This window comes from Nocardia arizonensis (genome assembly GCF_001310275.1).
Lineage (GTDB): Bacteria > Actinomycetota > Actinomycetes > Mycobacteriales > Mycobacteriaceae > Nocardia > Nocardia arizonensis.
In genome coordinates this window covers 35,301-56,637 of sequence record NZ_LGYZ01000009.1, presented here as the reverse complement: position 1 = coordinate 56,637, position 21,337 = coordinate 35,301, and the positions used below count along the sequence as shown (strand labels likewise).

Here is a 21,337-nt window from a genome sequence, read left to right as displayed (position 1 = left end):
AACGCGTTCGGCTTCCGAGTATACAGATTGGAAAAATTGTCTACTGCGAATGTCCGCCGGTCGCCGCGTCGTCGCACTCGGGCGCGTCGCCGTAGACGACCAGCCAGATGGCCCGGCCGATAGCGGCCGCAAGCGCCTCGTCGGCGATCGCGGATTCCGCGTCGGTCTCGGAGAACACGACCGTGATCGAGCGCTCGACCATCGCCGTCAACACGATCGCGGTGGCCGCCGGGTCGACGGCCGAGCCGATGGCGCCCCGATCCCGGTCGGCCTCGAGGCGGCGGCGCACCATATCCGCGAAGACCGCCAGCCGCTCGCGCCAGTACGCGCCGACCTCACGGTCGTAGGCGGAGACCTCGCTCAATGCCAGCAGCAGGTAGCGATGCTCGCGGAAGCTGGCGATCATGGCGCCGATCGCCCGCACCACCCCGCTCTGCCGGTCGGTGTGCTCGGTTCGCCACCACTGCTCGGCGGCGGCGAACAGATCGGCGGTCGCCAGCTCCGCCATCCTGATCAACAGCCTGCTCTTGTCGGGGAAGTACCGATAGAACGTCGACCGGGCCGCACCGGAGGCCGCGGCGATCTTCTGCACCGCGATCTCCGTGTAGGGCGTGCCGTCGGCCAGCAGCTCCTCGACCGCGCGCAGGACCCTTTGCTCGAAATCCGCGCGGCGGTCGTCGGCCTGTTTGCGGGCCGAGCGCGGAACACGGGTCAGCGAGGACATCCGCACCCCGTCCGCCGCAGGTCCGACAACCGGGGTAATCGTGGGTCGCGTGGCTGGTCCATGCGGACATTCTGCCGCGATACCCACATCCGTTGACATTCGACGCCGGCCGCAACATGATGTATCGGACACACTGTCCGATACATACTGTCCGATCCACATCGGCCGATACGCACTGACCGAGGCGATTTCCATGCGCGAGTCATCCGCCACCCCCACCGAGGACACCACCCTCACCGAGGACAGCGATGTCGTCGTCGTCGGCGCGCGCTGCGCGGGCTCGGCGACCGCGATACCGCTGGCCTCGGCCGGTCGTCGCGTCATCGTCCTGGACGGTGCCGCCTTCCCCTCCGATGCGCTCTCCACTCACCTACTGTGGCCCGCGGGCGTGCTCGAACTGCGCGAACTCGGCGTGCTCGAGCGCGTCGAGGCCATCGGCGCGCCTCGACTCACCACCGCCATGGCCGTCGGGGCGGGCCACCGCATGACGGCTCCCTTCACTGCCCTCGACGGCACCGACTACGCGCTGTGCGTGCGCCGCGTCCACCTCGACGCCGCACTGGTCGACGCCGCGGTCGCGGCGGGCGCCGATGTCCGCCAGAAATGCCGTGTGCTGGAACTGATTCGGGAACACGGCCGCTGCCGCGGCGTCCGGTACCGCGATCCCGACGGCGTCTCCCGCGAGATTCGCGCGTCCCTGGTGGTCGGCGCGGACGGGCGGCACAGCACCGTGGCCCGACTGGTCGGCGCGCAGGAACCCTTCCTCGCGCAGCCCAGCGGGCGCGACTGCTACTTCGCCTACTGGCGCGACGCCGACCCTGACCACCGCCATATCGCGGCGCAGTGGCGCGCGGGCGGTGACCTCGGCACCGCCTTCCCGTGTGACGACGGACTGGTCCTGAGTCTGGTACAGCCGCCGGCGGCCACGGGTCCGCTGCGCCCCGGCGAGGCCGACCGCCGCTACCACGAGGCCATCGCGCGACTGCCGGAACTCGGTGCGCGCCTGCGTGGTTCGACCCAGGTGGGCCGAGTGCGCTCGGCGACCGGACTGTCCTCCTACTTCCGGCACTCCGCGGGTCCGGGGTGGGCGCTGGCCGGTGACGCGGGACATTTCAAGGATCCGGTCACCGCGCAGGGCATCCGCGACGCCATGCACTACGGCCGCGAACTCGCCCGGCGGATACTGCCGGTACTGGACAATCCGGTCGCCCTCGACGCGGTGGTCCGCGGCTGGGCCGAGTTGCGCCTGCGCGAATGCCTCGAGGTGTACCGGTGGACCAATCGACTCGCGCGCGGGGAGGCCATGCGCCCGTGGGAGGTCGAGATGTACCACGACGCCGTGCGCGATCCCGTACTCGCCGCCGCGATCATCGAGATCTTTTCCCGCACACGCAAACCCGGTGAACTGTTCACCCCGCGCGAGTCGGTGCTGCTGTCCACCCGCGCACTGTGGCGCTCACGCGCCCATCCGAGCGCGGTACTCGGCGACATAGTCCGCGAACTGCGCGACACCGCCGCGGAATGGCTCGAGTCGCGGCGCGCGCTGCACCCGCCGAACCCGTCCGCGACATCGGTCGCCGTTCACCGCGGCAGCGCGATCGTCGCCGAATTCGATTCGGCGACAGCCTGATCACACCACGTGAAGCGGATCGGAGGAGACCTGGTCAGCGCCGGTCGAACGGCGCGGCCATGGAGGGATCGATCCGTGCGCCCCGGTTCGCGCGCGCCGTACCGCGCGCGGCCGCGGCTTCGCTCTCGTTGTCACTGGTCAGCCGGTAGACGGCGCGATCGAGGGCGGGCAGGATCTCGGTGATGTCGAGACTCTTGTCGACGAATCGACCGATCAGCGCGAAGGTCATATTGGCCAGAATCAGGCCGATGTCCCGCACATAGTCGGGATCGGCGCCCTCGACGAGCGGATCGGCCGCGGGCAACACCGCCTCCATCCCCTGCACGTCGAGCCGATGCCCGCCCGCGCCGACGCGCGCCCGGTAGTACGCCTCGAGCATCTCGGGATTGCGCTCCCACGGTTCGAAGACGCTCCGCAGCAACCGCCTCAGCCCGTCGCGCAGCGACTCCTGCGGGTCGGGCTTCGTCACCGACGAATAGCAGTGGACCGCCATCCAGCGCCGCACCGCCGCCACGATGAGTTCGTTACGCGTCGGGAACCACTTGTAGACCGTGGCCAGCGAGACGTGCGCACGCCGGGCTACCTCTCTGAGCTGGACCGCGTCGTATCCCTGCGACTCGAGCAACTCCAGCACGACCGTGACGATCTGCTCCGATTGTGATTCGTGATCTGGCCGACCCACATGACCACAGTAGCGCCGCCCCGCCCGGGCACGGGCCGTACCATCGAGTGGTTCCGAGAGGAAGGAGCGCTCATGTACGAAGGCAATGCCGACACCTCCGCCAATACCTCCGCCATCTTCGACGCGCTCGTCGCCCGCGCGGACTACCCGGTTTTCGTTGTGACCGTCCGCAAAGGCCCCGATCGCGCCGGATGTCTGGTCGGGTTCACCACTCAGGTCAGCATCGACCCGCCGCGATTCCTCGTCTGTATCTCGAAAGCCAACCACACCTATCGGCTGGCCGAGAACGCCCACCATCTGGCGGTCCATCTACTCGACCGCGACCAGCTCTCGCTGGCCACCTTGTTCGGCGCGGAAACCGGCGACGAGATCGACAAATTCGCGCACTGCGACTGGCATCCCGGCCCCGCGAACCTGCCGATACTCGACGCGGCCGCCGGATGGTTCTGTGGGCGAGTCCTCACCCGCCACGATCTCGGCGACCACGTCGGTTTCGTTCTCGCCCCGGAGGCCGGTTCGGCACCCGGGAGCGAGGTCGACGCCATGCGTTACGACCGGGTCGCCGACCTCGAACCGGGCCACGAGGCGTGAGGGATCAGCCGCCGTTCTGTTTGGCGCTCTGGCGGGCCTCGTTGACATCGGCGGCGCTACGGGCCGCCTCGGCCTCGGCCTCCTTGCGCGCGGCCGAGCGCTGCGCCTCCGCCTTGTCCACCTGGGCCTGGCCCTCCTCCTCGAGGTTGCTGTCACCGGTCACGGTTCCTGCCACCTTCTTGGCCCGACCCTTGATGTCCTCGATGACGCCTTCGACGGCCTCACGGGGTCCGCTCGCATGTTCAGACACTCGTTACCTCCCATGTCTCGGAATCTCCTTGCCGAGGGCAGGCATACCCGGTGCGCGGACTTCAAACATCCGGCGGCGCGCTCGCGAAGGTCGAGACCGCCGCCGCGTGTCCATCCGTCGCACGATTCCCGGCGGGTCGAACGGGTACTCGAGGGGAGAACGTCGTGTACGCCGCGGCTGCCACCGATGTCGACATGGAAGATATACAGAGCACACGGCGTTACAGCCTGCGACAGACGAGACGAGAGGACGGACGTCATGGCCACCCAGACGCTGACCCAAAAGAACTTCGATGAGGTAGTCACCGGAAACGACGTGGTACTCGTCGATTTCTGGGCTTCCTGGTGCGGACCGTGCCGCAGCTTCGCCCCGACCTTCGAGGCATCCTCGGAGACGCATCCCGACGTGGTCCACGGCAAGGTGGACACCGAGGCCGAGCAGGGTCTGGCCGCCGCCGCCAATATCCGGTCGATTCCGACCATCATGGCCTTCCGCGAGGGCGTGCTGGTCTTCGCCCAGCCCGGCGCCCTGCCGCCCGCGGCGCTCGAGGATCTGGTGACCCAGGTGAAGGCGCTGGATATGGACGAGGTGCGCAAGCAGCTGGCCGAACAACAGGCCGCGTCCGAGTAACGCGAGTCCGCACCGACACCCCGATCGGGCCCGCGAACCTTCTCGGTTCACGGGCCCGATCGTCGTGTCGGGCGTCGTCCGATTCAGGAACCGAGTCGGTTGATACTCGAAATCATCGCTCGGACAGTCGATTCCGCGCCGTCGTCGGCCAGCGCCGCGCCCCAGCCGCGCCTGCCGTCGAATTCGCACCGCACGAAGGTGGCGGTGCCGTCCGCGGTACGGCGCTGATGGAATTGCAGGATTTCGACCGGATAGCCCTCGTCATACAACGCCGAGGTCAGCGCCGCCACCGGACTTCCGGTGGTGGCGACCGACCGCAGATGATCGGCGAATTCCAACGTGGCGGTGCGCTCGGCGCCCTGTCCGAGCGACCACTCGGAGAGCCGAATGGAGCCGGACTGCGCGCAGTACCGGTCGTAGAACTCCGCCGGGGTGAGCCCGGACGTTTCCGCCCGCAGGCTCTTGGGGGCGGCGGCGATGAAGGTCTGTGTGTCGAGAGTCAGGATCGTCATTGCAGTAGAGGTCTTCCCGAAGATGTCGGTGGAGGGGGGACCAGCATCAACAATCGGCAGCCCGCAGCGAGGGGGCCGGTCCGAATCAGACCCCGCTACGGCGGGTTACTACGAGAAGTCGCGCCCGCGCCGCCATCGCGGTAAGCGGAAGTAGCATCGCGCTGTCGCGGTCTGCGACTGTCAGCGCGGCGCTGTGGCACTGGGCGGGATTCGGCACGCGATCGACAATAGGCATTCCGCGGCCCGATAGCAACCTCATCCGATGCCCGTTTTCCGCTAATCGCGAAATTCATCGCCGCAGTTCAGACCCCGTGCCCGCAGGCGTGGCGGCTCGGCGTCGACGGCCGGGTACGGTGGCTCACATGGGGTTGCTGATGGCCATGACCATTCCCGGTCTCGCGGTGTCGCTCATCACACTGGCCTTCGCCGAGGTGCTGTGGAATCGGCTGACCGGAAATCGATTCCTGCCGTGGCCGCAACGCACCGGCCGTCCGGTGGCCGCGAGCGGCTTCGAAGAGGTCGCCGCATTGTTCCAGGGCGGCAAGCACCACGAGTTCGAACAACGCACGACCGCGCTCATGCACCGGGAGGACCCCGGCGACGGCGCGCCCCCTCGCGCCGAGGTGGACCTGCGCGCCGGTTCGGCGACCCTCCTCGCCCGCGACACGCCTCAGCCCGCGGGCGCGGGCACCGCCGCGGGCACCGACCCGGATGCCTCGCGCCGCAACCCGCTGCGATCGTAGGCGATCGTCACCGCTGCCCCGAGACATGCGCCGACGGCCAGCCCCGCCGCGGTCATCCCCAGTCCGTGCGCCAGACCGGCCTCGGCGCTCCCGTCGAAGAACAGGATGGCACGTACGGCGAGATATATCTGGTGCATGGGTTCGAAGCCGCCGAGCACGGCGATATAACCGGGCACCGCCTCGAGCGGCACCGTCGCCGCGGAGGACGGCAGGCCGAGCACCACGAACAGCACCAGGTTCACCAGCAGACCGGCCGTGCCGAAGGCGGCCAGCACCGACAGCGCGGTGACCGCAACCGAGACGATGGCGAACGTGCCGTACAGCCACAGCAGCAGTGCCCCCGGCAGCGGAATGCCGATCAGGTGCGCGACCGCGAGGAATATCGCCGACAGCATCGGCGCGGCCAAGGCGATGATCGCCCATTTGAGCAACAGAGTGCGGAATCGGCTCAGGCCGGTCGCGGGCGGGTGCACGAACCAGGGACCGTATTCGGTCGGGGTGAAGCCGAGTGCCGAATCGACCAGCGTGTTGATGATCATGGCGCCGGTGAACCCGGCGAGCAGCAGGATCAGCGTGTAGAAGAACGCGACCAGACCCTGTCCCGCGTTGTCCGGCACGGGGCGGTACGGGTTCTGTATCACCCGCACCGGATCGGCGATCGTCAACCGGGCCGCACCGCTGACCTGACCGGCGGCCGCGCCCGAATTCGCCGCGCCCGCGGCGAGCGTCGCGTCGACGCGCTCGGTGAGATCGCGGCCGACCGTCGCGGAGACCTGTGTGAGCGCCCGATCGGCGATGCGCTGGGTGATCCCGGTGGTGTACGGCCCGATCCGCGGATTGGTGTACACGGTGATCACCGGCTGTTCGATATCGCCCGGCACTACCGCGCCCATGCCGAGGATCACCAGTCGCTGGGTGAAATCCGACGGTATGACGATGGCGCCGTAGACCTGCCCGGACTTCAATTGGGCTCGGGCTTCGGCGATTCCGACGACCCGTAGATCCACCTTGTCGGCGGGTATGCCGCGGATGAGCGCGTCGGCGATCTCGCCGCCGAAGTTGGCGGGTTCGCCGTCGACGATCTCCCCGAGATCCTGATTCACCAGGGCGATCGGGAAGTCGTGCAGGTTCTTCTCGGTATTGGCGGCGTAACCGAGATACATCGTGGCGAGCAGCGACCCGAAGACCGCCAACAGCGCGATCGGGGCGGCGAAGGTCCGAACCGTCATGGACCGAATGTAGGCAGCGCCAACAAAGTAGTCAACGCCTACATTTTGTTAGCCTGGTCCCACCATGTCTTTCACCCGGGTCCGCTCCTACCACCACGGCGATCTGCGCGCCGAACTGCTCCAGCGCGCCGAGGCCACGCTGCGGGAATCGGGTGTCGACGGCCTGTCACTGCGCCGACTCGCCCGCGATATCGGCGTCAGCCACGCCGCGCCGACCCGGCACTTCCGGGACAAACAGGCGTTGATGGACGCACTGGCGGTGGCCGGATTCGAGCGACTGGCGGACTCGTTCGAGAAGCCCGTGCCGGGCATCGCGTTCGAGGAGCCCATGCGCGCGCTGGCGAACTCCTACCTGCGCTTCGCCACGGAGAATTCGGCACTGCTGGCCCTGATGTTCGCCCGCAGGCACAGTCCGGTCGCGGGCGACGAGATGTCACGCGCGGTCGATCGCGCCTTCGCGACACCGGTCGCGCTGATCGCACAGGCGCAGGCGCGCGGCGAGATCATCGCGGGCGATCCGCGCCGCATAGCCCTGACCTGGGTGGCCGCCCTCCAGGGGCTGGCCGCGTTTCTCGGCTCGGGGCTGGTGGCACCGGCCGCCGCGGACGAATGGCTGGACGAGACCATCACCCACGTGATGCTCGGCCTCCGCCCGCGACCGGAGCCGATCTAGACCAGCATCTCGGCGCGAGCTCGGCATCAGCCTCGAGACCGGCGGCGGCCATCTGCGGGCCGACGCCGTCACAGGCTGGTCCCGATCAGATCCCGCCGTGCACCGGACTACGAGTTCCCCTCACGCTCAATAGAATCCGCACGTCGCCGGGCGCAGGTCAGTTCGGTCGGGCGCCGGATCCATAGACTCCTGGTGTGCAACCGGTGTGGAGTTTCCTCGGCCGCGTGTTCTTTCTCGGGATCGCCGGCCGTAGGACTCGTCGGTGTAATCGGCGCGCTAGTGCGCGGCCGAATCCCAGCTGGGCCCGGTGCCGACCGAGACGTCCAGCGGCACCGACAGCGCGATCGCCGAGGCCATTCGATCCTTCGCCAACCGCTCCAACTCCTCCCGCTCCCCCTCGGCGACCTCGAAGACGAGTTCGTCGTGGATCTGCAACAGCATGCGCGAGCGCAGACCGGCCTGCTCGATCGACTTCTGCACCTCGATCATCGCCACCTTGATGATGTCGGCGGCGGTGCCCTGGATGGGGGCGTTGAGCGCCATGCGCTCGGCGGCCTCGCGGCGCTGGCGGTTGCCCGCGTCCAGATCCGGCAGGTAGCGGCGGCGGCCGAACAGCGTCTCGGTGTAGCCGACCTTGCGCGCCTGCTCGACCACCTCGTGGAGGTAGTCGCGGATACCGCCGAAGCGCGCGAAGTAGATGTCCATCTGCTCCTTGGCCTCGGAGGTGCTGATCCGCAACTGGGCCGCGAGTCCGAAGGAGCTCAATCCGTAGGCCAGACCGTAGGACATGGCCTTGATCCGCCTGCGCGTCTCCGGGGTGACCTCGGAGATGGGGATGTCGAACGCCTTGGAGGCCACGAAACTGTGCAGATCTTCCCCGGAGTTGAACGCCTCGATCAGGCCCTCGTCCCCCGACAGGTGCGCCATGATGCGCATCTCGATCTGGCTGTAGTCGGCGGTCATCAACTCCGCGTAGCCCGGGCCGACCACGAAGGTGTCGCGGATCTCGCGGCCGGTGTCGGTGCGGATCGGGATGTTCTGGAGATTCGGCTCGGTGGAGGACAGACGGCCGGTGGCGGCGATGGTCTGGTTGAAGGTCGTGTGGATGCGCCCGTCCTCGGCCACCGACTTCAGCAGCCCGTCGACGGTGACCTTGAGCCGGGTGGCGTCGCGGTGTTCGAGCAGATGCCGCAGGAACGGATGCTCGGTCTTCTCGTACAGCGACTCGAGCGCGTCGGCGTCGGTGGTGTAGCCGGTCTTGGTGCGCTTGGTCTTCGGCATGTCGAGTTCGTCGAACAGCACCACCTGCAACTGCTTGGGCGAGCCCAGGTTGATCTGCTTGCCGATCACCCCGTACGCGGCCTCGGCGGCATCGGCGACCTTGTCGGCGAAGCGGCGCTGCAACGATTCCAGTCGGGTGACGTCGACCGCGATACCCGTTTCCTCGAGGGTGGCGAGCACACCGAGCAGCGGCAGTTCCATCTCCGCGAGCAGCGGCGTGGACTCGATATCGCGCAGTTCGCCGTCCAGCGCCTCGGCCAGATCGAGAACCGCGCGGGCACGCAGCATCTCGGCCTGCGCCAGCTCCGCGTCGACGGCGTCCTCGTCGTCGAGCAGCGACAGTTGCGGAGCCTCCTCTGTCTCCGCGCGCAATTCCCGGCGCAGGTAGCGCAGCGACAGGTCATCGAGGTTGAAGGTGCGCTGCCCCGGACGCACCAGATAGGCGGCGAGGGCGGTGTCGCTGGTCAGACCGCCAAGGGTCCAGCCGCGGCCGCGCAGCGCGTGCATGGCGGCCTTGGCCTCGTGCAGCGCCTTCGGCACCTCGGGATCGGCCAGCCACGCGCCGAGGGCGGCCTCGTCCTCGGGGGTGAGGACGGTGACATCGATGTAGCCGCCCTCACCGTCGTCCGCCGCGATGGCGAGGGCGCGCACGTCGCCATTGGCGGGAATGCCGGTGCCGACCACCGAGAGTCCGTGCCGCACACCGGCTTTCGCGTGTTCGGCGAGCCAGTCCGCGACCGCCCCGACATCCAGCGCGCCGCCGCTGATCTCGAATCCGGCCTCCGCCTCGGGCTCCGCGGGCGCGAGCGTCTCGAACAGCCGATCGCGCAGCACCCGGAATTCCAGATCGTCGAACAGCTGGTGGATCTTGTTGCGATCCCAGGGCTGCTGGGCGAGCTGGTCGGGGGTGTAGGGCAGCGGGACGTCCTTGACCATCTCGGTGAGCTGTCGGTTGAGCACGACACTGCTCAAATTGGCGCGCAGCGCGTCGCCGACCTTGCCCTTGACCTCGTCCACCTTGTCGACCAAGGTCGCCAGATCGCCGAATTCGCGTACCCATTTGGCCGCGGTCTTCTCGCCGACGCCGGGTATGCCAGGCAGGTTGTCGCTCGGATCGCCGCGCAGCGCCGCGTAATCAGGATACTGGGCCGGGGTGAGGCCGTACTTGGACATCACCTCCTCCGGGGTGAAGCGGGTGAGATCGGAGACGCCCTTGCGCGGGTAGAGCACCGTGACATCGCCGCTGACCAACTGGATCGAATCCCGGTCGCCGGTGACGATGAGCACACGGAAACCCTGCGGCACGGCCTGGGTGGTGATGGTGGCGATGACATCGTCGGCCTCGTAGCCATCGATCGCCATGACCGGAATGCCAAGTGCGCCGAGGACATCCTTGGTGAGTTCGACCTGGCCGCGGAATTCGTCGGGAGTCTGGCTGCGATTGGCCTTGTATTCCGGATACGCCTCGGTGCGGAAGGTCTTGCGGGAGACGTCGAAAGCCGCCGCCACATGGGTGGGCTTCTCGTCGCGCAGCAAGTTGATCAGCATGGCGGTGAAGCCGTACACCGCGTTGGTGGTCTGCCCGGTGACCGTCTTGAAGTTCTCCGCCGGTAGCGCGAAGAACGCGCGGTAGGCGAGCGAATGCCCGTCCAACAGGAGCAGAGTCGGACGGTCGGCACCGGCCGCGTGACTCGGGCCGGGGGTCTGGCGCTGCGCTGTCGTGGGTGAACTCACCCCCCAGAGTCTAGGGACCGGCACCGACAGGGTGACACGCCGACACCCGGCGACCTCAGTCGACGTGTACGGGCGCTGCGTACCAGGTGTTGCACTCCCAGGTGTCGCCGGTATCCGAGCCCCACTTCCACCAGCCCCACACATCGGCGTCGCTGCCGTGCACGCGCGCCTGTCCCGGCCGGTCGCCCGCCTCGCGATTGCTCACGGCCGCCTCCGCCCAGGTCCGCTCATCGATGTCGCCGCGGCCCACGTTGGTGCCGAGGAACACGCCGGAGAAGCAGCCCGCCTGCAATTCCATTCGCCTGCCCTGTTCCTGGCCCGCCGCCGAATCCCAGCCGAGACCGGCGCGTTTGTCCTGGTAGGCGCGGGTGACGCCGATGACTGTCTGTACGTGGTGGCCGTATTCGTGAGCGAGTGCGGCGAGTTGGGCGCCGCGCCGCGAGGAGGACGCCGAGCGCGGCGAAGCGGCGGACATGAGAATGGTCTCGGTGTTCGCGCAGTAGTAGGCATCGCGCGTCCGCACCGAACCGGGCGCGCAGGTGGCGCCGACCTCGGACACCCGATCGGAGACCAGGAGCCGCGGCGAGCGGAAGGGCAGCCCGGCACCGCGCAGCGTCGGCTCCCATGACGCGTCCAGGCAGTCGATCGCCGCGCGGTAGAACTCACGCGCCGCGGCCGGGTCGTCCCGCCACTGCGGCAGCGCGCAGCTCACCCGCTCCAGGCCGACGTGGCGGGCGAAGAGCGGATGATCGGCGAGCGCGTACACCGCCCTGCTCACGGCGGTTCGCGCGGTGGCCGCGCCCGCGAGCGGGGCCGGGGCGACCGGCGGCGCGCCGTCGCGCACCGGATCGCTGGAATCGGGGACGCCGCCGTGGAATCCGGGCACACCGTCGGCGGCGAAGACCGCCTGGGTGGTACGGGTGTCCTCGCCCGCACAGGATCGGCACGCGGCCACGATCACCGCCGCCAGCAGCACGGCGACCACGCCGAAGGCGATCACCACCTGTCCGCGCGGCCCGCGCCGCATTCGATCCGTCAGGATCGCTTGCGGCCTGTCCATGCGTGAATCCTCAATCGAGCACCATCGAAAGCATCATCAATGGAACCCGAACCACCACCGACTCGCAACTCGGGCGATTGTACGGGCAACCCCGTACAACCACAGTCCGGCGCGCATTTCCGGGGCTCTGGCAAACCGATCCGGCCCGCACCGAGACGAGCGCTAACCCACACCGAGATAAGCCGACTTCACCGCCGGGTCGTCCAGTAGCGCGGCGCCCGCACCCGACTTGGTGACCTCACCGGTCTCCAGGATGTAGGCGCGATCGCTGCGCGCGAGAGCCTGCTGGGCGTTCTGCTCGACCAGCAGCACCGTGGTGCCCTGCTCGTTGATCTCGCCGACGATGCGGAAGATCTGCTGGATGACCATGGGCGCCAGACCCATCGACGGTTCATCGAGCAGCAGCAGCCGCGGCCGCGACATGAGCGCCCGCCCGATGGCCAGCATCTGCTGCTCACCGCCGGACATGGTGCCGCCGACCTGTCTGCGCCGCTCGGCCAACCTCGGGAACAGCTCGAACACCCACTCCAGGGTCTGCGAGTATTCCGCCTTCTGCTTGAAAACCCGCCCGTAGCAACCCATGTCGAGGTTCTCCTGCACGGTCATTCCGGGGAACACGCCGCGGCCCTCGGGTGCCTGGATCAGGCCGCGCACCACGCGGTCGTGCGCCTTCATCCGGCTGATGTCGCGGCCCTCGAACATGATGCGGCCCGCCGTCAGCGGCAACAGCCCCGACAGCGCGCGCATGGTCGTGGTCTTGCCCGCGCCGTTCGCGCCGAGCAGCGTGACGAGCTCACCTTGGGCGACCCGCAACGAGATGCCGTGCAGCGCCTGGATCCTGCCGTAGTTGACGACCATGTCCTGCACCTCGAGCAGCACCGGGGCACGGCTGAAGTCACGGGCCGGGCGCGCGCCGGGAACGGCCGGGCGCGCGGATTCGCTCACCTCGATCGGCCCACCGGCCCGGTCGGGCAGTGGCAGCTTCTCGGTGGGCTGTTCCGGGGCGACGAACATCGGCATACCGGGCTTGACCGGCGGTTGCTCCGACGGCCGTGGCCGCGGCGGCGGCGCGATCTCGATGCCCGCCCGCGCGGCGGCCTCCTCGACCTGTTCGTCGGGCACACCGAGGTAGGCGGCGATGACGCTGGGATCCTCGCGGATGTCCTCGGGCAGCCCGTCGGCGATCTTGCGGCCGAACTCGAGTACCACGATGCGATCGGTCACCCCCATGACCAGCCGCATGTCGTGCTCGATCAACAGCACCGTGAAACCGTCGTCGCGGATCTTGCGGATCAGATCCATCAGCGCGGCCTTCTCGCTGGGATTGAAACCGGCGGCGGGCTCGTCCAGGCACAGCAGTTTCGGTTCGGTCGCCAGGGCGCGGGCGATCTCGAGTCGGCGCTGATCGCCGTAGGACAGATTGCGCGCCTTCTCCACCGCGTGCGGCGCGATGCCGACGAATTCGAGCAGCGCCATGCCGCGCTCGATGGCGTCGCGTTCCTCGCGGCGGTGGCGTGGGGTGCGCAGTACCGCGCCGAGCACGGAGGTCTTGTGCCGGGCGTCGGTGCCGACGACCACGTTCTCCAGCGCCGTCATCTCGTCGAAGAGCCGGATGTTCTGGAAGGTCCGCGCGATGCCGAGGCGCGTGATCTGGTTGCGCGAGGATTTCGCCAGCGGCTTGCCGTCGAAGTAGACCGTGCCCGCGGCAGGCTGGTAGACACCGGTGATGGCGTTGAAGCAGGTGGTCTTGCCCGCGCCGTTGGGTCCGATGAGACCGAGGATCTCACCGCGGCGGATCTCGAAATCCACCGAGTCCAGGGCGGTCAGACCGCCGAAGCGCACGGTCAGCCCCTCGGTGCGCAGCAGCGGCGCGCCGACCTCGGTATCGATATCGCGCTGTGTCGCGACCACTTCCGCGACGGTCTCGGCATCGGCCAGCGTCGGCAGCACCTCGGTGAGGTCGACCGTGCCCGCGCTCTCGACCTGCTCGGGCCGCGCGTAACCGGCCGACATGTCCTCGTTGTCGAACAGCGCGTCACCCGCGCCGGGGCCGGTCATCGCCGCGCTCCCACCGGCTCGGGCGCCGGACGGCGCACCGCCCGGTAAACCTGCCGACCGTAGGCAAGCAGCTTCTGCCGGGCCGGGAACAGACCCTGCGGCCGCAGAATCATCATCACCACCAGTGCGATACCGAAATACAGATATTTGAGGTCACCGAGGGACTGCGCGCCGCCCTTGCGGAACAGCAGCACACTGCCGAGCAGCAGCAGGCCGAGCACACCGGTCAGCACCATGCCGGTGATGACCCAGCGCCGCGACCACACACCCATCGACTGCGTCCTGGCGCGCCACGCGAAGTAAAGCCCGGCGAAGATCGCCACATCCACCGCGAGGAGCACGTAACCGGTCACCTCGTCGGAGACCAACTGCGCCGACTGCAGGCGCAGCGGCAGATAGGCGATGAGGAACGCGCCGACGATCACGCCGAGCTTGTTGCCCTTTCCGCCGAGCACCACCGCGCACAGGAACAGCATCGAGGTGATGATGTCGAACTGCTTGGGATTGACGTAGGTGAACGTCCCGGCGAACATGGCGCCGGACATGCCGCCCACGGCCGCGCCGATCGTGAAGGCCCACAGCTTGTAGCGGAAGGTCGGCACGCCCATGATCTCGGCGGCGTCCTCGTCCTCCCGGATCGCGATCCACGCGCGGCCCACCCTGCTGCGCTCGAGATTGCCCACGAACAGCAGCACGGCGATGACAAGCAGCATGCCGAGCCAGTACCACCAGGTGCCGCTGTTGGCCCGCACGAACGGATTCCAGCTGCCGGTGTCGCCCAGGTTGCCCGGCGAGAACACGCCACCGGGCAACCGCTCGGATTCGCCGACATCCGGGTAGGCGATCTGGGACAGTCCGAGACTGCCGTTGGTGAGCTCACCGAGATTGTCGGCCAGCAGACGGACGATCTCGCCGAATCCGAGGGTCACGATCGCGAGGTAGTCGCCGCGCAACCGCAGTGTCGGCGTGCCGAGGATCAGACCGGACACAGCCGTGAGAACGATGGCCAGCGGCACACAGGCCAGCCACGCCCAACTCGGATGCAACCAGCCGTCGGTCCGGTTCCACGGGCTGTCCTTGCTGGTGAGCAGGCCGACGGTGTACGCGCCGACGGCGAAGAAACCCACGTAGCCGAGGTCGAGCAGGCCGGCCTGGCCGACCACGACATTGAGTCCGATCGCGACCAGCGCGTACATGGCGAACAGCGCCATCACGCCGCCGAAGCTCACCGCGGGCGTGTCCAGCAGCGGCGGCGGGAACAGCGGGAGTATCGCGAGCACGATGATCACCGGAACGCCTGCCAGCCACTGACCCGGCCGCGACAGTCCGCCCCACCAGTCGCGAATCGTATCGCCGGAACTCGCTTTCGGCGGACTCGTCCGCACCTCGGTCGTCGTCATACCCGCGCCTTTCCGAGGCTCTCGCCGAGGATGCCCGTCGGCCGGAACATCAGGACCGCCACCAGCAAGGCGAAGGCGACCACGTCACGCCACTGGGTGCCGAACAGGATCTGGCCGTATTGCTCGGCCACCCCGAGGATCAGACCGCCGAGCAGCGCGCCGCGCAGATTGCCGATGCCGCCGAGGACCGCGGCGCTGAACGCCTTGATGCCGAGGATGAATCCGCCGGAGTAGATGATGCCGGTCGGCACCCGCAGCGTGTAGAGCAGCGCGGCGGCGCCCGCGAGGACACCGCCGATGAGGAAGGTCAGCATGATGACCCGCTCGCGTGAAACACCCATGAGCGTCGCGGTATCCGGATCCTGGGCGACCGCGCGGATACCGCGGCCGAATTTGGTCTTCTCGATGAGCAGTTCGGTCGCGACGGCGAGCGCGACCGCGGCCACCACGATGACGATCGCGACATTGGTGACGTCGGCGCCGAGAAAACTGAACTGCACCTTCGGATCGACGAGCCGGATACCGGTCTGCGCATTGGTGCCCCCGAGATTCGGGATGAACTTCGGCAGGATGTAGTGCACGAACTCCTGGAGAACGAACGACATGCCGATCGCGGTGATCAGGAAGGCCAGCGGCTTCGCGCCGCGTTTACGCAGCGGCCGGTAGGCCACCCGCTCCAGCCCCACCGCGGCGGCACCGGACACGGCCATGCCGAACAGCATGGCCAGTCCGAGGAACACCACCGTCATCACCACGCCCTGGGCATAGACGTTGCCGCTGGGCGAGAAACCGAGAATCTCCAACCCCACGTAGGTGCCGAACATGCCCAACATGAATATTTCGGAATGGGCGAAATTGATCAGGCGCAGCACACCGTAGACCAAGGTATAACCCACGGCCACAAGAGCATAGATGGAACCGTAGGTGAGACCGTCGACGGTGAGGCGCCAGAATTGATCCACCACCCCGGAGACATTGAAGTCGATCGACCCGTTCGCGAGCAGGGCCACACCGACGGATGTGGTTGAAGTCATTCGTATCTCTCGTGTCGGGGAAACGGCGTGTGCGGGTCCCGCGGGACCCGCACACGCCATCAACACATTCGCCGGTGAACTACTTGACCTGGTACATCCAGATCTGGATGTTCGACAGCTCCCCGGACTCGTTCCACTTGTACTGACGCGCCACACCGGTGCCGTCGTACGTGCGCACGAACTCGGCGATATCGGCGCGGGTAACCTTACCCGCCGCGATGGCCTTCAGCACGATGGTGGTGAGGTCGTACCCCTCCACCGAATACACGCCGGGAGCCTGGCCATTGAACGCCTTGTACTCCTCGGTGAACTTCGCCGGCGCCGGGCTGCACGGGCACGACAGGTAGGCGTCCTTGGCCGAATTGCCCGCCTGGCGCACGAATTCGGGATCGTTGCTGCCGTCGGCGGAGGCGAAGGTCGCGGTCACGCCGCCGGTGCGAAGCTGCTGGACGAACGGCGCGGACTCGGCGTAGTAGCCCGAGTAGAAGATCGCGTCCGGCTTGGCCGCCGACAGCGCCGACACGGCCGCGGAGAAGTCCTTGTCGCCTTCCTTGACACCTACTCCGCAACTCGGATCCACCGCCGAACCCGCCGACGCGGTGAACGCGTCGGCCAGACCCTTGCCGTAGTCGGTGTTGTCCACGACCACGCAGATCTTCTTGTAGCCGAGCTTGCCGGTCAGGTACTTCGCGACCGCGGGACCCTGCGAATTGTCGTTGCCCAGACCGCGGAAGAAGGTCTTCCAGCCGTTCTGGGTCAGCGTCGGATTGGTGGCCGACGCGGTCAGGAACGGCATGCCCGCCTGGCTCAACTGCCCGCCGGTCGCCTTCGTCTCACCGGAGAAGGTCGGGCCGATCAGCGCCACGATATTCGGATCGTTGATGATCGTCGGAATAACGGTCGAGGCATTCTGCGCCTTGCCCTCGGTATCGAATTCCTTGACCTTGACCTGGCAACCCGGATTGGCCTTGTTGTGCTTGTCCAGCGCGAGCTTCACGCCCATCACGACATTGATGCCGAGCGCGGCGTTGCCACCGGTCAGCGGGCCCGCCATACCGATGGTCAACGGGGCGCAGGTCGCCTTGCCGTCACCGGCCGGATCCGCCGCGGCGCCGGAATCACCCGCCGCGACCTCCTTGCCCTCGGTGTCGAGCTGCACGACCGGCTGGATGGAGAGATCGGCGCCGCCGCCACCCCCGCCGCTGTCGGTCGACTTATCACTGCAACCCGCCAGCACCAGCGCGGCGGCAGCGCCGATGACCACTACGCCGCGCGTCGAACGACTGCGCCATGTCGAACCAATCAACGTCTCACCTCTACGTCCCTGTGCTCCCCCGGCTGGCCGAGGAGGCCGACCACGTCAGCCCGGACAGAAACATAGCGTCGGTACGTTAGATCCGCATCACATTCGCATCATGCGAACGGCGCGGCGTCGAATTCTCTTTCACGATTTCGTTTCGGACAAGTTAAGTCTTCCTGACACGCCGCGCCGGACGCACCGCCGATCACTTCGGCGTCAGATTCTCCAGCACCACCTCGGCAACAGCCTTCATCGTCGTGCGGCGATCCATCGCCGTCCGCTGAATCCACTTGAAAGCCTGTGGCTCCGACAGCCCCTGAGTCTGCATCAGCACACCCTTGGCACGCTCAACGAGCTTGCGGGTCTCCAACCGATCCGCCAGATTGGCCACCTCGCTCTCCAACGCGGTGATCTCATGGAACCGACTCGCCGCCAACTCGATCGCGGGCACCAGATCCGACTTGGTGAACGGCTTGACCAGATACGCCATCGCTCCCGCGTCGCGCGCCCGCTCGACTAGGTCGCGCTGACTGAACGCGGTCAGGATCACCACCGGCGCAACACGTTTCGACGCAATCTCGGCCGCCGCGTCGATTCCGTCGCGGCGCGGCATCTTCACATCCATGATGACCAGATCCGGCCGATGCTCCACCGCGAGATCCACCGCCTGCTGGCCGTCGCCTGCCTCGCCGACGACCTGATACCCCTCCTCGGTCAACATCTCGACCAGATCCATCCGAATGAGAGCCTCGTCCTCGGCGACGACGACCCGCTTCGCCCCCGCGTCACGCTTGGCGGACCCCGAGGAGGTGGCCGCCGCACTCATGCCGACACCCCGCCGACACCCGGCTCCGGCATGCGCCACACGGGCTGGCACACGATTCGCTCGCTGCGCTCACTCATACGTAGACCCCTCTATTCCGATGCCTGTCCCGAAACGCGGAAAGGAGCCACGGCCACGGACCCGGCCCCAAGCGGAACCGCACCCGCGCCATCGCCCCGCCCGCCACGATTCGAGTGATGTAGAGAGTACCTTTCAGGTCAACGACGAACGCATATACCCTGCGTAAAGACGTGCCCGCGGGGTAACCGCGGGACGCATTCGCCACCGGGCCACGCGAGGCGCTATAGTTCACCACCGGTGCGCCGAGTTGGCGGAACTGGCAGACGCGACGGTCTCAAAAACCGTTGTCCGAAAGGACGTGTGGGTTCGAGTCCCACACTCGGCACCAAGGTGGAGCGCCGTTCACGGTAACGGCCCTCTTCCGCACCCATGACCGAGCGACCGAGAGCGTTCGAGTCGACATCGCGAGCCCGCCGGCCTTTGCCCTACTCAACCGTTCCGCGGACTTCGCACCCGACCTACCGCCGCGGCTGCCCGTGAATTGTCCGGCACCGTACAGGTGACCAGCCGTGGTCACCTCCAGGAACTCAGTCTTGGCTTCGGATTACCAATTCCAGTCCGCGAGTATCGCGACCAAAGGCCGCGAAGTCACAGTATGCGCCGTCCCCTCATTTCCTTTCGACCACCAGCTGAAGAATGTGACGCCCAGGCTCGTGAACTTCGAGCTGAATATTCGCGAAGGAGAACCTGTTCTCCGCCTTTCTGGCAAATCACGCCGGGTTGTGGCGATTCCGTGCCCATAGGCGGTCCGTAGGCGATGCCCCGGGCTCTACCCGGCGACGCTTCGCCCCCCGACATCCCCTTCCGGTGTTTCGGGTGCGGTGTGGGTTGTCCTGTTCGAGGGCGGATGGCGCGCATCGGCTCTGAACCGTTCGGCGCGGTCGGCCGTAGTCCTTGTGAGGCGCCCGTGGCGGGCGCCGGATCACTGCTGGGCGCGAATTCGCGCCGAAGGGAAGGTGGGGTGGGATGCGGGTCAACAGGACGACCGTGGATCTGTCCGGATATCCCGATATGGTTGTCATCTATCTCGGGATGCGGGTACGGCGACCCAAGGGGATGCTGCGGCTGCTCGGGCTCGGACCGAAACTGTACCGCTCGCATCGGGATCGGCCCGACGGGCTCCTGCTGCACGAGGACGTCGTCTGGGGGCTCTACCCGCCCCACTGGGGCGCCCGCCAGTACTGGCGCGATCTCGACAGCTTGGAACGCTGGACTCGCTCCGCGCCGCACCGGGACTGGTGGCAGAAGTTCCTCGCGGACTCGGGCGGCACCGGATTCTGGCACGAGGCGTACTTCGCGCGCGGCGGGATCGACGCGATGTACGACGATATGGAACCGGGTACGGGGCTCGCGCTATTCGCACCCGTCGTCCCTTCGCGCGGACGAATGTTCTCCACGCGCGGACGGGTATTCGATCGCGCGGCGGGAATCGAACCGGTCGTGAGCGAATCGAGCTATTACCAATAGCAAATCCGAGTGATCGATGACACAATCCATTGCCGACTGGATTGAACTCGAATGCGATCGGGTAGCCGGTGGATATCGGCGCACATGATGCGCGAGAGTGACGGCCGTCGATCGGCGACGCCAATAGTCGGGTGCGGTTCGTGTACGGTTGCCGACGGTCAGATGAATTGATGCACGCACGGCTCCGCGTCGCCTTCTGCCGGGATAACGGCCCGATTACGGTAGGCGTATGCACGTCCTGTTCGTCTGCAACGGCAACGTCTGCCGCTCGGTAATCGCCGAGCGTCTCGCGCGCGCCGTCGCCGCCGAGCACGGCCTTTCCGCGCTCACCGCCGAAAGCGCGGGCACCCGCGCTCTGGTCGGATTTCCTCCCGAACCGCTGGCCGCCCAGACGATTGTGGGACTCGGGGCGGACCCGGAGGGATTCCGGGCGCGCAAATTGAAGCCGGAGATGATCGACCGCGCCGATCTCGTGCTGTGCATGACCGAGCAGATCCGCGATCAGGCCGCGGCGCTGGCCTTCGGCGGCTGGCCGCGCACCTTCACGCTGCTGGAGGCCCGCCGCATCGCCAAGGTGACGGGGGCGCGCACCGTCGCCGAACTGCACCGGGCCCGCGACGACCTCGCCCTGGTCGGGCGGGAGAACATCGCCGACCCGGTCGGACTGTCGGAGGCGGCGTTCTGCGAGGTGGGCGACCGCATCGCCGAGGCGCTGGTTCCGCTGCTGCTGGCACTGGCGCCGCTGGAACGGATCCGTCCGCGCGAGGACGAACGCCCCGGGCTGGTGATGCAGCCGGGCGCGCGGCCCGCACCGCTCGCCTCCTTTCTCGCCGCCCAGCGGATCCGGTGAATGGGACTCACGCGACAATTCCACCCCGACTGTGTCGCACGAACCCATCCAGGGTTTACACTCCCCGCGGACATACTTCCGCCGTTGATGGTCCGACACACGACAGGAATCAGACATGCCGAAACGCATTTCGGATGTTTCTCTCCATGTTTATGTGACCCCGGAAACACTTGATCAGGTCGTGGAGACAGTCCGCGGCGTCGTCGACGACCACTTGGAGGACCGCGAGGTCTTCGCGTGGCGTTTCACCCTGCCCGTCGACACCGACGATCCCATGCACACCTTGCTCGAAACCCAGTGGCGCGTCGAACATCCCGACGAGCAGCCCGATGGCCGGCGCACCTATGAGATCGCCCTGAGCCTGGTCGGTGCCCCACGCGATCTCACCGCGCCGGGACTGGCCGCGCTGGAACGCAGGCTCATGATGGAAACCGCAGGCGGCACAGCGGATCCGCACATCCCGCGCAGCATCCGGGTGCAGCGGCGCGACAGCTTCGACTTCGAGACCGAACGAGAGAGCCTGTAGAGCAGGCGAAGACGACCGAACCCACGTCGACGAAGACGACCGAACCCACGTCGACGAAG

General features: G+C 67.5%; 20 protein-coding genes, 1 tRNA gene and 1 pseudogene. 9 read left to right on the top strand and 13 right to left on the bottom strand.

Annotated features, from left to right (window positions below; all coding sequences use genetic code 11):
• Positions 1 to 40 precede the first annotated feature (40 nt).
• Positions 41 to 724 carry a TetR/AcrR family transcriptional regulator gene (locus APZ21_RS01685; RefSeq protein ID WP_054811407.1) on the bottom strand — a complete coding sequence of 228 codons (684 nt, stop codon included), beginning with the start codon at positions 722 to 724 and terminating at the stop codon, positions 41 to 43.
• A 193-nt stretch (positions 725 to 917) separates the two neighbouring features.
• Between APZ21_RS01685 and APZ21_RS01680 the strand changes: the two genes are divergently transcribed.
• Positions 918 to 2,354, top strand: coding sequence for an NAD(P)/FAD-dependent oxidoreductase (locus tag APZ21_RS01680; RefSeq protein WP_054811406.1), 1,437 nt, complete (start codon positions 918 to 920; stop codon positions 2,352 to 2,354).
• Between the two features lie 34 nt (positions 2,355 to 2,388).
• Here the strand turns inward: APZ21_RS01680 and APZ21_RS01675 are convergent, their stop codons facing one another.
• Positions 2,389 to 3,036, bottom strand: a complete 648-nt coding sequence (locus APZ21_RS01675; RefSeq protein ID WP_239476443.1) for a TetR/AcrR family transcriptional regulator — start codon at positions 3,034 to 3,036, stop codon at positions 2,389 to 2,391.
• Between the two features lie 72 nt (positions 3,037 to 3,108).
• On the opposite strand from APZ21_RS01675, the gene APZ21_RS01670 reads away from it, so the two are divergent.
• The gene (locus tag APZ21_RS01670; RefSeq protein ID WP_054811404.1) at positions 3,109 to 3,627 is read left to right on the top strand and encodes a flavin reductase family protein; all 519 of its coding nucleotides are present in this window, start codon (positions 3,109 to 3,111) and stop codon (positions 3,625 to 3,627) included.
• A 4-nt stretch (positions 3,628 to 3,631) separates the two neighbouring features.
• Here the strand turns inward: APZ21_RS01670 and mbp1 are convergent, their stop codons facing one another.
• The gene (gene mbp1, locus APZ21_RS01665; protein WP_054811403.1) at positions 3,632 to 3,877 is read right to left on the bottom strand and encodes a microaggregate-binding protein 1; all 246 of its coding nucleotides are present in this window, start codon (positions 3,875 to 3,877) and stop codon (positions 3,632 to 3,634) included.
• Positions 3,878 to 4,135: 258 nt separating this feature from the next.
• Here mbp1 and trxA point away from each other — a divergent pair, with 258 nt between their 5' ends.
• Entirely contained in the window at positions 4,136 to 4,507 is a 372-nt protein-coding gene (gene trxA, locus APZ21_RS01660) for a thioredoxin (RefSeq protein ID WP_054811402.1), read from the top strand.
• A gap of 83 nt (positions 4,508 to 4,590) precedes the next feature.
• On the opposite strand, the gene APZ21_RS01655 is transcribed toward trxA, so the two are convergent.
• Positions 4,591 to 5,019 carry a 2-isopropylmalate synthase gene (locus APZ21_RS01655; RefSeq protein ID WP_054811401.1) on the bottom strand — a complete coding sequence of 143 codons (429 nt, stop codon included), beginning with the start codon at positions 5,017 to 5,019 and terminating at the stop codon, positions 4,591 to 4,593.
• A gap of 362 nt (positions 5,020 to 5,381) precedes the next feature.
• Here APZ21_RS01655 and APZ21_RS01650 point away from each other — a divergent pair, with 362 nt between their 5' ends.
• Entirely contained in the window at positions 5,382 to 5,762 is a 381-nt protein-coding gene (locus APZ21_RS01650; RefSeq protein ID WP_371852368.1) for a DUF6191 domain-containing protein, read from the top strand.
• Here APZ21_RS01650 and APZ21_RS01645 read toward each other — a convergent pair.
• Positions 5,690 to 6,991, bottom strand: coding sequence for a YhgE/Pip domain-containing protein (locus tag APZ21_RS01645; RefSeq protein ID WP_054811400.1), 1,302 nt, complete (start codon positions 6,989 to 6,991; stop codon positions 5,690 to 5,692). The genes APZ21_RS01650 and APZ21_RS01645 overlap by 73 nt on opposite strands.
• Positions 6,992 to 7,055: 64 nt before the next feature.
• Here APZ21_RS01645 and APZ21_RS01640 point away from each other — a divergent pair, with 64 nt between their 5' ends.
• Positions 7,056 to 7,664, top strand: coding sequence for a TetR/AcrR family transcriptional regulator (locus APZ21_RS01640; RefSeq protein ID WP_054811399.1), 609 nt, complete (start codon positions 7,056 to 7,058; stop codon positions 7,662 to 7,664).
• 276 nt (positions 7,665 to 7,940) lie between these two features.
• Here APZ21_RS01640 and polA read toward each other — a convergent pair whose 3' ends face one another.
• From polA to APZ21_RS01605, 8 genes and pseudogenes are all read right to left on the bottom strand, one after another.
• Positions 7,941 to 10,679: a DNA polymerase I gene (gene polA / locus APZ21_RS01635; RefSeq protein WP_054811398.1), complete on the bottom strand. Its 2,739-nt coding sequence runs from the start codon at positions 10,677 to 10,679 to the stop codon at positions 7,941 to 7,943.
• 55 nt (positions 10,680 to 10,734) lie between these two features.
• Entirely contained in the window at positions 10,735 to 11,739 is a 1,005-nt protein-coding gene (locus APZ21_RS01630) for a neutral zinc metallopeptidase (RefSeq protein ID WP_054811397.1), read from the bottom strand.
• A 162-nt stretch (positions 11,740 to 11,901) separates the two neighbouring features.
• A complete protein-coding gene (locus APZ21_RS36130) occupies positions 11,902 to 12,597 on the bottom strand; it encodes an ABC transporter ATP-binding protein (protein ID WP_307588998.1) in 696 nt (231 codons plus the stop codon).
• Positions 12,598 to 12,843: 246 nt separating this feature from the next.
• A pseudogene (locus tag APZ21_RS36125) lies at positions 12,844 to 13,797 on the bottom strand (ABC transporter ATP-binding protein); the annotation flags it as partial.
• Positions 13,794 to 15,197: a branched-chain amino acid ABC transporter permease gene (locus tag APZ21_RS01620; RefSeq protein WP_054811396.1), complete on the bottom strand. Its 1,404-nt coding sequence runs from the start codon at positions 15,195 to 15,197 to the stop codon at positions 13,794 to 13,796. The pseudogene APZ21_RS36125 and the gene APZ21_RS01620, both read right to left, overlap by 4 nt.
• Complete coding sequence (locus APZ21_RS01615; protein ID WP_054811395.1) at positions 15,194 to 16,231, bottom strand: branched-chain amino acid ABC transporter permease; 1,038 nt, start codon at positions 16,229 to 16,231, stop codon at positions 15,194 to 15,196. The genes APZ21_RS01620 and APZ21_RS01615 overlap by 4 nt, the downstream gene beginning before the upstream one ends.
• A gap of 79 nt (positions 16,232 to 16,310) precedes the next feature.
• The gene (locus APZ21_RS01610) at positions 16,311 to 17,537 is read right to left on the bottom strand and encodes a branched-chain amino acid ABC transporter substrate-binding protein (protein ID WP_239476442.1); all 1,227 of its coding nucleotides are present in this window, start codon (positions 17,535 to 17,537) and stop codon (positions 16,311 to 16,313) included.
• Positions 17,538 to 17,736: 199 nt separating this feature from the next.
• Positions 17,737 to 18,357 (bottom strand): ANTAR domain-containing response regulator, encoded by a 621-nt coding sequence (locus APZ21_RS01605; RefSeq protein WP_054811393.1) that lies wholly within the window; start codon positions 18,355 to 18,357, stop codon positions 17,737 to 17,739.
• A 319-nt stretch (positions 18,358 to 18,676) separates the two neighbouring features.
• Here APZ21_RS01605 and APZ21_RS01600 point away from each other — a divergent pair.
• The 4 genes from APZ21_RS01600 (at position 18,677) to APZ21_RS01585 (ending at position 21,278) form a co-directional block, all read left to right on the top strand.
• Positions 18,677 to 18,763: transfer RNA gene (locus tag APZ21_RS01600), tRNA-Leu, on the top strand.
• A 638-nt stretch (positions 18,764 to 19,401) separates the two neighbouring features.
• The gene (locus APZ21_RS01595; protein WP_054811392.1) at positions 19,402 to 19,902 is read left to right on the top strand and encodes a monooxygenase family protein; all 501 of its coding nucleotides are present in this window, start codon (positions 19,402 to 19,404) and stop codon (positions 19,900 to 19,902) included.
• A gap of 229 nt (positions 19,903 to 20,131) precedes the next feature.
• The gene (locus APZ21_RS01590) at positions 20,132 to 20,752 is read left to right on the top strand and encodes an arsenate reductase/protein-tyrosine-phosphatase family protein (RefSeq protein WP_054811391.1); all 621 of its coding nucleotides are present in this window, start codon (positions 20,132 to 20,134) and stop codon (positions 20,750 to 20,752) included.
• Positions 20,753 to 20,933: 181 nt separating this feature from the next.
• Entirely contained in the window at positions 20,934 to 21,278 is a 345-nt protein-coding gene (locus APZ21_RS01585; protein ID WP_239476441.1) for a hypothetical protein, read from the top strand.
• Positions 21,279 to 21,337: the final 59 nt, after the last annotated feature.

Bases quoted from the DNA above. Each gene is read 5' to 3' on its own strand.
- APZ21_RS01590 (WP_054811391.1), top strand. From the start codon at position 20,132: ATGCACGTCCTGTTCGTCTGCAACGGCAACGTCTGCCGCTCGGTAATC.
- APZ21_RS01670 (WP_054811404.1), top strand. From the start codon at position 3,109: ATGTACGAAGGCAATGCCGACACCTCCGCCAATACCTCCGCCATCTTC.
- APZ21_RS01620 (WP_054811396.1), bottom strand. From the start codon at position 15,197: ATGACGACGACCGAGGTGCGGACGAGTCCGCCGAAAGCGAGTTCCGGC.
- APZ21_RS01650 (WP_371852368.1), top strand. From the start codon at position 5,382: ATGGGGTTGCTGATGGCCATGACCATTCCCGGTCTCGCGGTGTCGCTC.
- APZ21_RS01615 (WP_054811395.1), bottom strand. From the start codon at position 16,231: ATGACTTCAACCACATCCGTCGGTGTGGCCCTGCTCGCGAACGGGTCG.
- APZ21_RS01685 (WP_054811407.1), bottom strand. From the start codon at position 724: ATGTCCTCGCTGACCCGTGTTCCGCGCTCGGCCCGCAAACAGGCCGAC.
- APZ21_RS01645 (WP_054811400.1), bottom strand. From the start codon at position 6,991: ATGACGGTTCGGACCTTCGCCGCCCCGATCGCGCTGTTGGCGGTCTTC.
- APZ21_RS01655 (WP_054811401.1), bottom strand. From the start codon at position 5,019: ATGACGATCCTGACTCTCGACACACAGACCTTCATCGCCGCCGCCCCC.
- APZ21_RS36130 (WP_307588998.1), bottom strand. From the start codon at position 12,597: ATGGTCGTCAACTACGGCAGGATCCAGGCGCTGCACGGCATCTCGTTG.
- APZ21_RS01640 (WP_054811399.1), top strand. From the start codon at position 7,056: ATGTCTTTCACCCGGGTCCGCTCCTACCACCACGGCGATCTGCGCGCC.
- APZ21_RS01630 (WP_054811397.1), bottom strand. From the start codon at position 11,739: ATGGACAGGCCGCAAGCGATCCTGACGGATCGAATGCGGCGCGGGCCG.
- trxA (WP_054811402.1), top strand. From the start codon at position 4,136: ATGGCCACCCAGACGCTGACCCAAAAGAACTTCGATGAGGTAGTCACC.
- APZ21_RS01605 (WP_054811393.1), bottom strand. From the start codon at position 18,357: ATGAGTGCGGCGGCCACCTCCTCGGGGTCCGCCAAGCGTGACGCGGGG.
- APZ21_RS01595 (WP_054811392.1), top strand. From the start codon at position 19,402: ATGCGGGTCAACAGGACGACCGTGGATCTGTCCGGATATCCCGATATG.
- APZ21_RS01680 (WP_054811406.1), top strand. From the start codon at position 918: ATGCGCGAGTCATCCGCCACCCCCACCGAGGACACCACCCTCACCGAG.